The following is a 15,124-nucleotide window of genomic DNA, read 5'->3' on the forward strand; positions in this document are numbered from 1 at the left end:
GAGACAATCCGTCTACTTCGTGGATGTTGTTCGGACTTGATCCGGAACATCATTCATTCTCACTGGATGCCCACTACGAAATATATTCCAATTGTGTTATATATAAGGGTAGTAGACGAGGTCTGGTTGAGTCCGCTCCCACCCGTTACAACCCGCAGACGAAGCCACTTCACGATATTTGTCGTGGGTACCGGGTAGATTGAAACCAACAGTAACCTGGGCTCATCCATGCCCTGGAGACACAAAAATGAGCACGACGAACGATCCATCAACAACACAAGGGAGCCGCGCAGTGGCGCTAAAGAAATCCGACCTCTACAGCTCTCTCTGGAAGAGCTGCGATGAGCTGCGCGGTGGAATGGATGCCAGTCAGTACAAGGACTACATCCTGACGATGTTGTTCGTGAAATACGTATCAGACAAGTCGAAAACAGATCCCGACGCCTTGATTACTGTTCCGGCTGGCGGGTCTTTCGACGATATGGTCGCGCTCAAGGGCGACAAAGAGATCGGCGACAAGGTCAATAAGATCATCGCCAAACTTGCCGAAGCCTCGGATCTTCAAAAAGTCATCGACCTGGCCGACTTCAATGATGAAGAAAAACTCGGCAAGGGCAAAGAGATGCAGGACCGGCTCTCCAAGCTGATCACCATCTTCCAGGATCTCGATTTCCGTGGATCGCGGGCCGAAGGTGACGACCTGCTGGGCGACGCCTACGAGTACCTGATGCGGCATTTTGCTACCGAATCCGGTAAATCCAAGGGGCAGTTCTATACCCCGGCCGAAGTGTCGCGTGTGATCGCAAAGCTGATCAACGTCACCCCGGACACTCCGCGATCCGCAACCGTTTATGACCCCACTTGCGGTTCAGGTTCGCTGCTGCTCAAAGTTGCTTCCGAATCGAGCAATGGCCTGACAATTTACGGTCAGGAAAAGGACAATGCCACATGGGCACTGTCCAAAATGAACATGATCCTGCACGGCAACGAGATCGCGGACATCCGCAAGGGCGACACCATTACGAGTCCGCAGTTCACCACAGGTGACTCTCTCGATACCTTTGACTTCATCGTGGCGAATCCACCTTTCCCTCCACCAAGTCCTGGGGCAATGGGCTGGAAAACGAATTCGGGCGATTCGAGTACGGTATGCCGCCGGAAAAGAACGGCGACTACGCGTTCCTGCTACACATCCTCAAATCCATGAAGAGCACCGGCAAAGCTGCCGTCATTCTTCCCCACGGCGTTCTCTTCCGCGGAGGCAAAGAAGCCGGGATTCGTACGCAGCTGCTCAAGCGTGGCTTTATCAAGGGGATTATCGGTCTACCTGCGAACCTGTTCTACGGCACCGGTATCCCTGCCTGCATCATTGTGCTCGACAAAGAAAACGCCCAAGCGCGCACTGGCGTATTCATGGTTGACGCTTCCAAGAGTTTCCTGAAAGACGGGAACAAAAACCGCCTACGATCCCAGGACATGCACAAGATCGTCGACATCTTCGACAAGCAGCAGGAAGTTGAGCGCTATTCGCGCATGGTGCCGCTATCGGAGATTGGAAATGCCTCCAATAATTACAACCTCAACATTCCGCGCTACATCGACTCTTCGGAACCAGAAGACGTCCAGGACCTCTACGCACATTTGCATGGTGGTATCCCGAACCGCGATATAGATGCCCTGCGGGCCAGTTGGGACGCGTTCCCGTCACTGCGAAAGCAACTGTTCAAGGACACTGGGCGCGAGGGATACAGTGAGCTGACCGTCGACATCTCGGACGTACAACAGGCCATTCTGGATTCGGACGAATTCGCTGACTTCTCGGAGCAGACCCGCGTTAAGCTTGCGGCGTGGTACTCTACGCACCGTGCGGCGTTGGAAGCGATTGATGAAAACTTGAAGCCCAACGATCTAGCCGCCGAACTGGGCGATGATCTGCTCGCCCGCTTCAAGAGCACGGCGCTTCTGGACGAATACGACGTCTATGAGCAATTCATGTCTTACTGGCATGCCATCATGCACGACGACATCTTCTTAGTCATGAACGGAGGCTGGCTGAATGCAGCCAAGCCGCGCAAAACTATCGAAGATAAGGACCGGAAGATCTCGGAGATTCCGGATCTCATTGTCGGAACTGGCCGGTCGGCCACCAAGTACAAGATGGACTTGATTCCGCCCGCGCTGATCGTGAATCGGTATTTCACGGAGGATCAAGCCTACATTGACCAGCTGACTGCCATCGCAGACGACGCTGCTCGCCAGATCGCGGAATACAGCGAAGAGCACGCCGTGGAAGAAGGCCTTCTCGCAGAGGCCATGGACGATGGAAAAATCACTAAGGCTCTCGCCTCTGCACGACTCAAAGAATCCAAACGCGAACACGGCGACCCAGAGGAGATCAAAGCCCTCGAACATCTCATCAAGCTCTACAACGGTGAATCGGCGGCCAAGAAGCTCGCCAAGGACGCTAAATCCAAGCTGGACGGTTCTGTCGTCGCGCAATACGGCAAGCTCACTGAGCCGGATGTTAAGGAGCTCGTCCTCGAAGAAAAATGGCAGAGGTCGATCGCTGGCGGCATTGACGGTGAAATTACGAAGCTAACACACAATCTCGTTTCTCGTATTAAGGAACTCGGTGATCGGTACGACGAGAAGGTCGGCGATCTTGAGATTGAGTTGCAGGAGTTAACTGCGAAAGTGGCCGGGCATCTGGCAAAAATGGGTATCAAATGATAATTGACGATGCAAAGCCGGAATTTTCAACGCTGGGCTCAATCTGTAGTTTCGAGAATGGGGATCGAGGAAATAACTACCCATCACCGGGTACATTCGTCCAAATTGGGATTCCGTTCGTGAATGCTGGACACCTGCGTAGCGGCCGCATCTCAATGCGGGGAATGAACTACATTACACAGGAAAAGTTCGATCGCCTTGGCGCAGGAAAATACGCCTATGGTGACATCCTGTTCTGTCTACGCGGTTCGCTTGGTAAGTTTGGTGTAGTCGAGCAGTCGATGCCAGAAGGAGCTATTGCAAGTTCCCTCGTCATAATTAGGCCCAAGCCATCAAAGGTAACTACATCGTTCCTTTCGGCGTATCTGGCATCAGAACTGTGCACCCAACAGATTGAAAAGTGGGCTGGTGGTGCTGCGCAGCCAAATCTAGGCGCCAATAATCTTTCCGAGTTTTCACTTTGGGTACCTTCCATGATCGAACAGGGATCGATCGCAGAAGCCCTCGGCGATATTGACGATCTGGAGGTTACTCTTCAGCGTTTGATCGCCAAAAAGCAGGCGATCAAGCAGGGGTTGATGCAGAAGCTCCTCACCGGCAAGACCCAACTGCCCGGATTCAACGAGCGATGGACTGAATTACGGCTTGGGGAGCTGGCACGAATAAAGACAGGATCGCGAAACAACCAAGACAAAAGGTCTGGGGGAAAATATCCTTTCTTCGTCCGTTCCGCGACCGTTGAGCACATCGATACCTATTCCTACGATTGCGAAGCCATACTCATTCCCGGCGAGGGTGGCATAGGGTCGATCTTCCATTACATCGACGGTAAATTTGAGGTGCATCAACGCGTATACAAGATTAGCGACTTCTTTGATGGCGCCGATGGTAGATTTGTCTACTATTTTATGCGTCAGTTCTTTGGAGCTCACGCTATGGAGAACACAGTAAAAGCCACCGTTGATTCGCTCCGGTTGCCAACGTTTAAAAACTTCCTGATCCAGCTACCGCCTCTCAATGAGCAGCGTGCGATCGTGGCGATCCTTGACGATGCTGAGATGGAGATGAACGCGCTTTGCGATCGCCTTGCGAAAGTTAGCACAATCAAATTAGGCATGATGCAAGAACTGCTCACTGGTCGCACACGGCTAGTGCCGGAGGTGGCCGGCGCATGAGTGTTGGAAAGTCTGTTCGCCTGTTTTTGGCTGACGGTACGCCCGGTGGCCTACTGACGGCCGAGATCATGAACTGGACTGGTCACGTCGTGGCTGCTCCACGTTCGGATCTTGGTGCACTATTGAAACGCCCTGAAGCAAACCGTACCGGTATCTATATTCTGCTCGGCGATGATCCAGACAGCATGGGTGGCACTATTGCCTACATTGGTGAAGGTGACGACGTATCGAAGCGGCTGTACCAACATTCACGCTCCGAGGAACAAGGCGGCAAAGACTTCTGGGATCGGGCGATCTTGCTAACAAGCAAGGACGCGAACCTCACCAAAGCGCATGCCCGCTACCTTGAATCACGATTTATATCGCTTGCACAGAAAGCCAACCGCACACGCCTCATCAATGGGACGGCACCGGCACCGCTTCCCCTACCAGAATCTGATATTTCTGATATGGAGTACTTCATTGCGCAGGCCAAGATCGCATTGCCAGTCTTGGGTGTGAATCTATTCCGCAACACCACGATGGTCACTGAATCTAAAGACGCATCGTCGGGTGGCGAAGTGGTGAAAGAATCGGTGTCGCCTGTTTTTGAATTGCGATCGAAGAAGCACGGCTTCGTTGCCACGGCGCAAGAAATAGATGGCGAGTTCATCGTGCTTGAGGGTTCAACCGCCCGAAATTCTTGGAACGGTGTTGACGACGGCTACAAGAGCCTCCGAGAAAAGCTTGAGCAAGACGGCACCATCGAAATTTCGGTATCCGGCACCGTTGCCCAATTCACGAGGAACCACGTGTTTGCTTCGCCGTCTGCGGCGGCTGCAGTGGTGACTGGGCGTAGTGCGAATGGTCGGAACGAATGGAAGGTTGCTGTCTCGGGCGTGAGCTTCGGACGTTGGCAGAATCAAGAAATAGAACAAGATCTTGGGGGAGATGCATCATGAGTACAGTTGGTCAGATTGAACGTAGTACACAAAATCGCGTAGTGAAGCTGTTCCTCGAGGAACTTGGCTATGAGTACGGGGGCAATTGGGAATACCGTGAAGGTAACTCCCACATCGAAACCGATACGCTGGAGCAGAACCTCCGGGCTCGTGGCTATGACGACAACCTGATCAACAAGGCAGTCGATCAGCTCAAGAAAAACGCATCATTGGGTGGCGGGCGAAACCTGTATGAAGCCAACCGCGATGTCTACGACATGCTGCGATACGGCGTAAAGGTGAAGCCTGGTATTGGTGAAAATACCGAAACCGTCTGGCTGATCGATTGGAGTGATCCCCAAGCCAATCATTTCGTCGTGGCTGAGGAAGTCTCCATCAAGGGCGAACACACTAAACGGCCCGATGTCGTGCTGTACGTCAACGGTCTGGCTATGGGCGTGATCGAGCTTAAGCGCTCCAAGGTGGCCGTCTCGGAAGGAATCCGCCAAAACATCGGCAACCAGAAGAAGGACTTCATTCGCCCGTTCTTCACGACCGTCCAGCTGGTCATGGCGGGCAACGATGTCGAAGGTCTGCGCTATAGCGTGATCGACACTCCCGAAAAATACTGGCTGGAATGGAAAGAGCTCTCAGAAATTGAAGAGCCGCTGGACCGTGCATTGGTTCAGATGTGTTCGAAAGATCGGTTCCTGGAGATCATCCATGACTTCATGGTTTTTGACTCCGGCGTAAAAAAGACTTGCCGCCACAACCAGTTCTTTGGTGTCAAAGCCGCCCAGGAACGGATTGCCAAGCACGAGGGCGGCATCATCTGGCATACCCAGGGCTCGGGCAAGTCTCTGACCATGGTGTGGTTGGCGAAGTGGATTCGTGAGCACCAGACCGTCGGCGACAGCCAGGCGCGTGTTCTGATCATCACCGACCGCACCGAGCTTGACGACCAGATCAAGAAGGTCTTCAACGGTGTCAACGAAGACATCTACAGGACTACGTCGGGCGCTGATCTGATGGGTGCTCTCAACCGGCACGAACCGTGGCTCATCGGTTCCCTGGTTCATAAGTTCCGCAGCGGAGACGACGAAGCCACTCAGAATGACGCCGACGGTGAATTTATCGCTGAACTCAACTCCAAGATTCCGGCTGGCTTTTCTGCCAAGGGAAATTTCTTCGTCTTTGTTGATGAAGCCCACCGCACCCAGTCTGGCAAGATGCACCGAGCCATGAAGCAACTACTCCCTGGAGCCATGTTCATTGGCTTCACAGGTACACCGCTACTCAAGGCAGATAAAGCAACCAGCATCGAAACGTTTGGCAGCTTCATCCACACCTATAAGTTCAACGAAGCCGTGCTGGACGGCGTCGTCCTCGACCTGCGCTACGAAGCCCGCAACATCGACCAGGACCTGACATCACCGGCCAAGGTCGACCAATGGTTCGATGCCAAGACCAAGGGCATGACTGATCTTTCAAGGGCGGAGCTGAAGAAGCGCTGGGGCACCATGCAAAAAGTGGTCAGCTCCGAGCAGCGTTCAAAGCAGATCGTCAACGACATTCTGCTCGACATGGAAACCAAACCACGACTGATGGACATGCGCGGCAACGCCATGCTCGTCAGCGCCAGCATTTACCAGGCCTGCAAGTTCTACGAGATGTTCTGCCAAGCTGGATTCAAGGGCAAATGCGCCATCGTCACCAGCTATGCACCACAAGCCGGTGATATCTCCAAAGAAGACTCCGGCCACGGCGCCACCGAAAAATTGCGCCAGTATGAAATCTATCGGCAAATGCTTGCCGATCACTTCGATGAGCCTGCCGACCAGGCCATGACGAAGGTCGAGCAGTTCGAAAAGAACGTCAAGGAACGGTTCATCAATGAACCGGGCCAGATGCGGCTACTGATTGTCGTTGACAAGCTCCTGACGGGCTTTGACGCACCAGCAGCGACCTACTTGTACATCGACAAGTCGATGCGCGACCACGGCCTTTTCCAAGCCATCTGCCGCGTCAATCGCCTGGACGGCGATGACAAGGACTACGGCTACATCGTTGACTACCAGGATCTCTTCAACTCCCTCGAAGACGCCATCACCGACTATACGAATGGTGCGTTGGACGGGTACGAGAAGAAAGACATCGAGGGGCTACTTAAGGACCGGGTCAAGCTCGCACGCGAGGATCTTGATGAGGCGCTTGAACGTATCCGTGCATTGTGTGAAGCGGTTGAACCGCCCAAGGGAACCCTTCAATACCAGCACTACTTCTGCGCCGTCGATCACGGAAATGCCGACCAGATCAAGCGCAACGAAGCCAAGCGTGTGGAACTCTACAAGTCGGTGGCTGGCCTGACGCGAGCCTACGCGGCCATCGCGAATGACATGACCGAAGCTGGGTTCTCAGAAGCTGAGGCAGCTGCAATCGGCAAGGAAATCGCGCACTACACTTCAGTGCGCGACGAAGTGAAGCTTGGCGCAGGTGAAAACGTCGACTTCAAACAGTACGAAGCCGGCATGCGATTCCTACTCGATACCTATATACACGCCGATGGATCTGAAATCGTTGCCGACTTCGAAAACGTTGGTCTCGTCGATCTCATCGTTCGCGAAGGCGCGGGAGCCATCGAAAAACTGCCGCCAGGGATCAAAAAGGATCCCGAGGCTGTTGCCGAAACAATTGCGAACAACATCCGCAAGGTAATCATCGATGAAAACGCGATGAACCCAAAGTACTACGAGAGTATGTCGACCCTTTTGGATGCCATCATCGAGCAGCGTCGCCAGGGTGCCATCGACTATAAGACCTATCTGGAACAGCTGATCGCGCACGCTCAGAAAGTCGGCTCAAAAGAATCAGACACGGACTACCCTGCTTGGGCGACGAATGGTGCGCAGAGGGCCGTATATGACTTCGGATGGACTGACCCTGAAACGCCGATCAAGGTGGATATGGCGATCATGACGAGCAAGCCACACGACTGGGTTGGCAACAACTTCAAGCAAAAGGAAGTTGCTCGCGCGATTCGTAAGGTGCTCCCTGCCGATTTTGATCGCTTCAATGAACTCTTTGACTTGGTGAAGGCTCGCAATGAGTACCGCTAGTGCCTACATGACAGTCTCGGGCATTGATGTTGACGTGGTCTACAAACACATCAAGAATCTGCACATAGCTGTCTACCCTCCACTTGGACGTGTACGTGTCGCCGCTCCGGAGCGCCTTGACGATGACGCGATTCGCCTCGCCGTCGTGCAGCGCTTGCCGTGGATCAAGAAGCAGCGTGAACAATTGCGCAGCGCCGTACGCCAGAGCGAACGCGAAATGATCACGGGCGAGTCTCACTACGTCTGGGGGCAGCGCTACCGATTGAAGCTCGTAACCGAGCCAGGCCGAATACGAATAGATATCAGCGGCAACAAGCTGACTATGTTTGTGCCCGCAGATAGCACCGCTGAGCAACGTCGCAATGCGATGGAGGAATGGCACAGGTCTGCGCTAAAGCAGGCAATCCCGGCTTTGATCGCTAAATGGGAACCGATAGTCGGTCACACTGTCGCAAAGTGGACCGTACGACGTATGAAAACCAAGTGGGGATCGTGCAACCGTGAAAGCGCACATATCTGGTTCAACTTAGAGCTAGCAAAGAAGAATCCGAACTGCCTTGAGTACATTGTGGTGCATGAAATGACGCACCTGCTGGAGCGGAATCACAACGAACGATTTTCTGAGTTGATGGATGGGTTCGTGCCGGACTGGCGTGCGCGTCGGGATGAACTCAACACCGCTCCTTTGAAGGACGAAGCATGGCAATGAGGGACATCAAATTGAACGGGAGAAATAGCTAGATGCGTATTAGCCAGGTGCAGATAAGGAACTTTCGCTCGCTCGTTGATGCGACGATTAGCTTCGATGCGGTTACAACTTTTATTGGCCCTAACGGGGTCGGTAAGTCCAGCGTCCTGCGAGCATTGGACTGGTTCTTCAACGGTGGTAAGAATTCAGCTCTGACCGAGCACGACTGCTCGTTCGGAAATATGTCGAGCAATATCGAGGTCCGAGTTACGTTCTCTGGATTGGAACAGAACGACCGTGACGCACTTGGAAAATATGCGCCGAATGACGCTGAAACTTTTACTGCGTGGAAGATCAGACGGCCCGACGGATCAGAATTACTTTCCGCAAACGCGAAAGGCTATCCTCCATTTGCAGCGATCAGATCGGCAGGGAGCGCTACCGATAAGAGGAGACTCTACCAAGAACTAAGAGCCACAAGTCACGAGCTGGGACTCCCTGCGGCAACCTCAGGATCCGCCGTCGACCAAGCCCTCCAGGCCTGGGAATCATCAAACAATGACATGCTCGAAGACAACCCTGAAAACCTTCAGACAAATTTCTTTGGGTTTAATGGCGAAGGCGTGATGAGCGGCATCTTTGACTTTGTCCTAGTTACCGCGGATCTTCGTGCTAGTGAAGAATCAGTTGATGGTCGGGGCAGCATAATCAGTCGAATTTTGGAGCGCGGCATCGACCGGACTGCTGCAGATGAAGACATCGACAAAATTGTCAAAGAAAGTTTGAAAAAACAGAACAAGGTCTACAAGGAGAAGTTCGCGGATCAGCTTAAAGCTATCTCAACAAGTCTGAATGACGTTGTCGCGTCTTTTAGCCCCGGTCGTACTGTTCGGGTGAACCCCGCGCCAGTCGAACTTAAGCCACCCAAGACAACATTTGATGTCTCCATCCTCGACGGAGAAACGATAACATCCGTGGATCGCCAAGGGCATGGCTTTCAAAGAACACTACTAATTGCGGCCTTGCAGCTCCTGGCTAAATCAGGAGCGTCCGATTCCAATGGCGTCATCTGTCTCGCAGTAGAAGAGCCAGAGCTTTTTCAGCATCCAATTCAAGCTCAGGCTTTTGCAAGAGTCTTAAGATCGTTAGCAGAAGACCCAAAACAGAACCTACAGGTAACTTACGCGACTCATAGCCCATACTTCGTCGAATCAAACAAGTTCCACCAGATTCGCCGCCTTGTTCGCAGTGGGGACTCGGCATATGGAGTGCGCATCTTCAGCTCGACGCTGGAAAAAGTGAAGGCCAGAGTTCAGGGGTCAGTTAAGGCAGCTACCGTCGATCGCCAGTTGAGTGGAACCATATCTAGCCGACTTCCAGTGGCACTGTTTGCCAACAGAGTACTCCTCGCGGAAGGCACCACGGAGGTGGCAGTCTTTCATGGACTGGCTGATCGTCACCAGAAGGGAATCCTAGAGACTACGGGCGTTGCAGTCGTCGACGCCGGGGGTAAGAGCAATATTCCTCTTACTCACGCGATCCTTGATCTTCTCGGCATCCCGGTCTATGCCATCTTCGACGCCGACGGTGGTTTCGAAGACAGGGCTCGAAAGAATGGAAAGACGGAGGAAGTGATTGAAAACGAACGCATAGGCCACATAGCTGCAAACAAAGCAGTAATGAAATATTTTGCACTACATCCAGAAGACTTCCCTAGTACCCAGGAACTCGATGCCGTTGCGATCTTGGATGACCATTTAGAAGCACATCTCAGCATTGAATGGCCAGAGTGGGAAATAGCTTGCAAAGCCATTGAGGTCGATGCGGGTATTTCACTGAAGAAGAATCATGACGCGTATCGGAACGCAACCTTGCTGGCGGACGGGTCGCCCTCAAAGCTCTTGGCATCCGTCGTGAACCGTGCATCTGGACATGGCATTTTTGACTTGGACGATTTGGAGAGCAATCCGAACATAGAGTCATCCATTGGTTTGCCAGGCGGTGAGTTTTGAGCCGAATCGATTGGGACGAGACGAAACTGCCACGCACTACGAATGAATGGCAACAGTTTTTGAAGTCGATCGCGTCGCACGACGACTATGAAACGGAATGGCTGGAGCAAAAGTCACAAGGCAATCCGATGAAGGGCGCTGATCTAGGCAAGCTCGCCAAGTGCATACTTGGCATGGCAAATCGAGATCCGCAAATTGCAGCCAAGTACATAGCTGGCCACGGGCTGATGGTCTGGGGAATCGATAACGGTCAGATGATCGGGATCAGCCCGATGGAAGACCACCAGTTGCAAGACAAACTTAGGCCATACCTGACTGATGATGGTCCGTACTGGCGTGGCATACGGATTCCGACAGACAGCCCAGACCGCCACATCCTTATCATTGATGTCGATCCTCCCGTATTTGGACATCCGGTCTTCCTTTGTTGCAAGAATGGCGATGGAGTGGCCGATGGCGGTATCTATGTACGTGATAAGACACAGACACGCTCTGCTACCAGCCAGGAGATTCGTCGACTTCAATCGCGTTCCGTGCTTCCTGTGCCCGCCCTCGACATCGACGTATCGATTGCGAGCCCTCTTAAACGAATTGACCGAGAACTAGTCGGAGCGGACAGTTTCCTGGCGGCGATCGAGAACCGTCTCCTGGCTGCAATGCCCCCAGAGCCGTCGAAGCCATCCTCGCCAAGCACCGTTAAACACGGTCTGAGCACTAGCCTCGACTCGGCGAATTCGATTCGACGACTCGCAGCATTGTCGATCCCTACCTTTTCAGCCTATGCATCTACAATCCCAGAAGATCGGACGCGTGATGAGTATCGCGCGGCGATTGCTGTCTGGAAGCAAAAGGCCAAGAACGCGTTCCCGCTTGCAATTGATGAGTACATAGGTTCGGCACTACCCGATGCGAGATTCAAGATAACCAATAACTCAGCCAAGTTTCTGAAGAAGGTACAGGTGAAAATCCACATTGAGGGTGATATTGAGTATCAGCAAAAATCGACGAAGAAGTTCAGGCTACTGAGCTATCTGCCTAGAATGCCTCGCAAATGGGGACCTCGTGAAAATGAACTTGGACTATCCGCCAGTGTACTTAGGTCGGCGACTCTGGGCCCGACCACCCCGTACGTCCCTCGACTCGTAGGTCCAGATAGTATCGAATTCAAAAATGGTGGATCAGTCGACGTGACTATCGATGTTAGCGATCTTCGACCTGGTGAATCATACGTAACTCCGGAGGACGAGGCAGTATTAGTTCTCCCGAAAGACTATGACGATTCTGTTCATGCCACTTGGACGCTAACAGCAATGGACTATGACGGTATTGTTAGTGGCGAATTTTCTACACCGGTTAGCGGCGATTTTCCGGTATCCGAAATGCTGGCTTAGTTAAGCGTCGACGTATGTTCGAAGGAAAATCCGTGTGGTGTCATAGCTGCACCCGACACGGTTGGCGATGTCGCGGATGATGAGCCCCTGCTTTCGCAGACGGATGATCTCGCGCTCTTTTTCGGGTGTGAGGCCCCGCTGCCTGGTTTGGATACCCTGTTCAGCCAAAAGCCGGAGCAGGGTTGATTTGGCGATGCCGTGCTCTTTGGCGAGGTCGGTTGAGTGCTCGCCCGCCTGGTAACGCTGCGCGATGGCTATCAAATCCTTAGGGGCAAAGCGATCGGCGATGCGGTAGCGCTGGGAGTGGCGCTCATCCCGAGCTGCTCTTGGCCGAGTTTCCCCTGATTTCAGCCGTTGAAGCGCTTGCGCTGCGGTAGACAGCCGATCTATTTTGCGGTGCGCCTGCTTGGAATACTCTGCCAGCACCTCGACCAAGCTAAATACTCCCGGAAACAGTTCGTTTCCGGGAGTTGACACTTTAAACCTTGCCTCACGTTCTACATTAGAGGCTTGTGCGTAACTGGCACAGGTGGTGTTGTATGTCGAACATCGACGATAGACCACGCAGTGCGACGTCCCGGGATAACGATCCTGCCGCTCGCTGCCTATCGATTGGTTTTGTTCTAGGCACGTGCAGATTGCCGATCAACGTAATTCTGAGCAGTGAGATGTTCAGAAATAAACGAACGACCGGGGCAAAGTTTCGAAACATCATGTAGGCACGGTTGATGCAAGTTTGACAGCCACTCATCGTTGTTAACTCGGACTATCAGCTTGCCGTTTTACACCATCCCCCTATCGGGCTGGTGAGTTGGATCGTGCGCACCCGGCTTCTCGGATCGTGATGGCACTCCAAGACGCGATCATCCAACAGGAGACCCGGCCGATATAACAAGTAATCGTCACTTCCCAGAGCAATCCTTGTGCTTGCAAAACCATGAACATCTTCGTGACTATGGGCGAGGCCAGCTGTTGCGCAGACCCTCTGGCGACAATGACCCATCAAATCAATGAATCTAGAATAAGCACCGCTGCTGAACGCCATAAAAGCGCCTCCGTGCTTGACCGTCCCAAAATCATCGTTTGTGGCTGCCAACGAACTTTGCCCAGCATTGTCTTTGCGGTAGAAATTTCAAGTTGGCTCCGCTTGTACGATGGCTCGACGTCTAGATACGGTGTGCTCCTGAAGCGTCCGTCATGGTCAGATCGCGATAGAGGAACTATGGGTAAGAGAATTTAGATCGCAGTACTAAGTTCAACTACCGTTTACGCGATCCACGGTTCAGGCCACTGAGGGATGCTGACTACCGTATTTTGGCGCTGAAAACATTCGAATCTGTAATAGAGCTGCAGATCACTCGAGGATGAGGGCTCAAAAGATGCCTTAACTGGTTTTCTTATGTATAGTTATATCTCGTGCTAAGGCATTCCATTGAAGGAGATAGCGATATCTTCCCTGAGGGATACCAAGTCACATTGGGATATGGTGTAATTGGCAACACAACGGTTTCTGGTTCCGTCATTCTAGGTTCGAGTCCTGGTATCCCAGCGCTTCACCGGAGGGATTCGGTGAGTTGAAGAGAAATCTTCAGCGTACGGCCCCATCGTATAGCGGCCTAGTACTCCGCCCTCTCACGGCGGCAACACGGGTTCGAATCCCGTTGGGGTCACATATTCAAAACGCGGAACTACGGTTCCGCGTTTTTGCTTTAACTAAGTACCTGGATCCAGTCTTGTCTCGTAACCCGTAGGCCCGCTACCTTGACCATGGCCAAGGATCCGATCCTGCGGCCAGAATGTTGCTTAGGAGCGTACGTCCTCGCTGCCCGGTCTAGAACCCAATCCTTAACAGGACTCTAAAGGGCGTGCTCACTCATGCACTTCTTGGACAGCAACTATCCCTTTGAGTTTATTGACGGAGCTAAAAGGCCAGTAGCTTTCTGCCTGCCGGCGTCATTCTAGAAAGGCCATGACCACAGGACCTATCAACTTGGACCAGAATCGTGGAGCCAAATAACAGTGATCAGTTGTCTTTCGTTAACGAGCCGCACGAGTTGCCTAGGGTGATACTGCATGACAGACATCCAAGAAGACACCGATTCTTCATCCTTGTCACTGAGCGCACTGGTGTCCAGAATAGCTAGCTACGGTCTCGAATAAGTGTGCTGACTCTTGCCTGGAAGCACTAGTCTCATCGGCCGATACATGACGGTTTCGTTCTATACGGCTTATACCGGAGTCGAAAGCTCGTGAATCGGCTATCTAGAAGAATCGCTGAATGCTATGAACGAGTCAAATAATCAGCTGGCTAAGCCAGTGCAGACAAGCGCCTGTCACGCGGCGCGAGAACTTCGGCACTTCATTCTGCAATGCCGTTGCCATTGCTGTGTGCGAAACGGAGACTTCTGTAGGTTGATGACGGGGCGACTGCAAATTGTAGAAGTTACGGCTGAGCACTGGAAAGGTATGACCGCAGCAAGTTGTAGACCAGAGCAATTCCTGGTGCTTGGTCAGTGGATACGAATCGGAGATACCCCGCAAGCAGAATTAAGCGGTCTAAAGTGAAGCCGCCTACGCGACAACGCTGAATGTTTGCGTTTGCCTTCCCTCTATAGGAACTAGGGCTCTCTGGCTGTGAAATATTTGCTGGTCGCTTCGTGTCCCCATCTAGTAAGAGGCTGCCCCCAATGGAACTCAATTATGAGCAACCCATACTTCTAATAACGAGTCACGAGTATTGAAATTCTGAGCTCATGTCGCCGGGGGCATCCGCTCCGTTGTAATGCAGTTGCTGTCGAAGGCTCAGCGCAACTGGCTATGGACGTTGTGTACAGCTATTACCTAGATTCCTTATCGCAGAAATTCAATTCATTGATGCCGTAGAGGGGAGTGCGCAGCTGTCGAAAGCTCCTCAGAATACGTGTGTGCACGGTCACTGTGGAAAAGAGGCCACCGATTTGAAACATCCCCCAAAACTGTGTATAGTTTTTATCTGTCGCCGAAACAAGGCCGGAACAAAAACCGGTACAAAATTCGGGGATAATCCCCAGAAAATCAAGAGTTTTACACAGGTCACTGTGGATAAACGAAGA

10 protein-coding genes and 2 tRNA genes are annotated in these 15,124 nt (G+C 52.5%); 10 read left to right on the plus strand and 2 right to left on the minus strand.

Annotated elements, in window-relative coordinates; genetic code table 11:
* Window positions 1-247 precede the first annotated feature (247 nt).
* The 8 genes from CIK74_RS19125 to CIK74_RS03225 are packed head-to-tail and all read left to right on the plus strand — an operon-like array spanning window position 248 to window position 12,032.
* Complete coding sequence (locus tag CIK74_RS19125) at window positions 248-1,207, plus strand: class I SAM-dependent DNA methyltransferase (RefSeq protein WP_256382590.1); 960 nt, start codon at window positions 248-250, stop codon at window positions 1,205-1,207.
* On the plus strand, window positions 1,150-2,730 hold the full coding sequence (locus CIK74_RS03195; protein ID WP_256382591.1) for an N-6 DNA methylase: 1,581 nt from the start codon (window positions 1,150-1,152) through the stop codon (window positions 2,728-2,730). The genes CIK74_RS19125 and CIK74_RS03195 overlap by 58 nt, the downstream gene beginning before the upstream one ends.
* The gene (locus CIK74_RS03200) at window positions 2,727-3,905 is read left to right on the plus strand and encodes a restriction endonuclease subunit S (protein ID WP_096254328.1); all 1,179 of its coding nucleotides are present in this window, start codon (window positions 2,727-2,729) and stop codon (window positions 3,903-3,905) included. Before CIK74_RS03195 ends, CIK74_RS03200 begins: the two co-directional genes overlap by 4 nt.
* On the plus strand, window positions 3,902-4,846 hold the full coding sequence (locus CIK74_RS03205) for a GIY-YIG nuclease family protein (protein WP_096254329.1): 945 nt from the start codon (window positions 3,902-3,904) through the stop codon (window positions 4,844-4,846). The genes CIK74_RS03200 and CIK74_RS03205 overlap by 4 nt, the downstream gene beginning before the upstream one ends.
* Window positions 4,843-7,941 carry a type I restriction endonuclease subunit R gene (locus CIK74_RS03210; protein ID WP_096254330.1) on the plus strand — a complete coding sequence of 1,033 codons (3,099 nt, stop codon included), beginning with the start codon at window positions 4,843-4,845 and terminating at the stop codon, window positions 7,939-7,941. The genes CIK74_RS03205 and CIK74_RS03210 overlap by 4 nt, the downstream gene beginning before the upstream one ends.
* On the plus strand, window positions 7,928-8,650 hold the full coding sequence (locus tag CIK74_RS03215; RefSeq protein WP_096254331.1) for a SprT family zinc-dependent metalloprotease: 723 nt from the start codon (window positions 7,928-7,930) through the stop codon (window positions 8,648-8,650). Before CIK74_RS03210 ends, CIK74_RS03215 begins: the two co-directional genes overlap by 14 nt.
* Window positions 8,651-8,682: 32 nt before the next feature.
* Window positions 8,683-10,641: an AAA family ATPase gene (locus CIK74_RS03220; RefSeq protein ID WP_096254332.1), complete on the plus strand. Its 1,959-nt coding sequence runs from the start codon at window positions 8,683-8,685 to the stop codon at window positions 10,639-10,641.
* On the plus strand, window positions 10,638-12,032 hold the full coding sequence (locus CIK74_RS03225) for a hypothetical protein (protein WP_096254333.1): 1,395 nt from the start codon (window positions 10,638-10,640) through the stop codon (window positions 12,030-12,032). Before CIK74_RS03220 ends, CIK74_RS03225 begins: the two co-directional genes overlap by 4 nt.
* On the opposite strand, the gene CIK74_RS03230 is transcribed toward CIK74_RS03225, so the two are convergent.
* Window positions 12,033-12,509: a hypothetical protein gene (locus CIK74_RS03230; protein WP_096254334.1), complete on the minus strand. Its 477-nt coding sequence runs from the start codon at window positions 12,507-12,509 to the stop codon at window positions 12,033-12,035.
* A 1,000-nt stretch (window positions 12,510-13,509) separates the two neighbouring features.
* Between CIK74_RS03230 and CIK74_RS03235 the strand changes: the two genes are divergently transcribed.
* Together CIK74_RS03235 and CIK74_RS03240 are read left to right on the plus strand one after the other, a co-directional pair.
* Window positions 13,510-13,581 (plus strand) — tRNA-Gln (locus tag CIK74_RS03235).
* A 48-nt stretch (window positions 13,582-13,629) separates the two neighbouring features.
* Window positions 13,630-13,702: transfer RNA gene (locus CIK74_RS03240), tRNA-Glu, on the plus strand.
* A gap of 1,167 nt (window positions 13,703-14,869) precedes the next feature.
* On the opposite strand, the gene CIK74_RS18910 is transcribed toward CIK74_RS03240, so the two are convergent.
* Window positions 14,870-15,124 (minus strand): hypothetical protein (locus CIK74_RS18910; RefSeq protein ID WP_205738234.1); only part of this gene is annotated, 255 nt, incomplete at its 5' end.

This window comes from Glutamicibacter sp. BW77 (assembly GCF_002332285.1).
Classification (GTDB): Bacteria; Actinomycetota; Actinomycetes; order Actinomycetales; family Micrococcaceae; genus Glutamicibacter; species Glutamicibacter bergerei.

What these genes read in the sequence shown, in the direction of transcription:
- CIK74_RS19125 (WP_256382590.1), top strand. Translation starts at nt 248, where the DNA reads ATGAGCACGACGAACGATCCATCAACAACACAAGGGAGCCGCGCAGTG.
- CIK74_RS03195 (WP_256382591.1), top strand. Translation starts at nt 1,150, where the DNA reads ATGCCGCCGGAAAAGAACGGCGACTACGCGTTCCTGCTACACATCCTC.
- CIK74_RS03200 (WP_096254328.1), top strand. Translation starts at nt 2,727, where the DNA reads ATGATAATTGACGATGCAAAGCCGGAATTTTCAACGCTGGGCTCAATC.
- CIK74_RS03205 (WP_096254329.1), top strand. Translation starts at nt 3,902, where the DNA reads ATGAGTGTTGGAAAGTCTGTTCGCCTGTTTTTGGCTGACGGTACGCCC.
- CIK74_RS03210 (WP_096254330.1), top strand. Translation starts at nt 4,843, where the DNA reads ATGAGTACAGTTGGTCAGATTGAACGTAGTACACAAAATCGCGTAGTG.
- CIK74_RS03215 (WP_096254331.1), top strand. Translation starts at nt 7,928, where the DNA reads ATGAGTACCGCTAGTGCCTACATGACAGTCTCGGGCATTGATGTTGAC.
- CIK74_RS03220 (WP_096254332.1), top strand. Translation starts at nt 8,683, where the DNA reads ATGCGTATTAGCCAGGTGCAGATAAGGAACTTTCGCTCGCTCGTTGAT.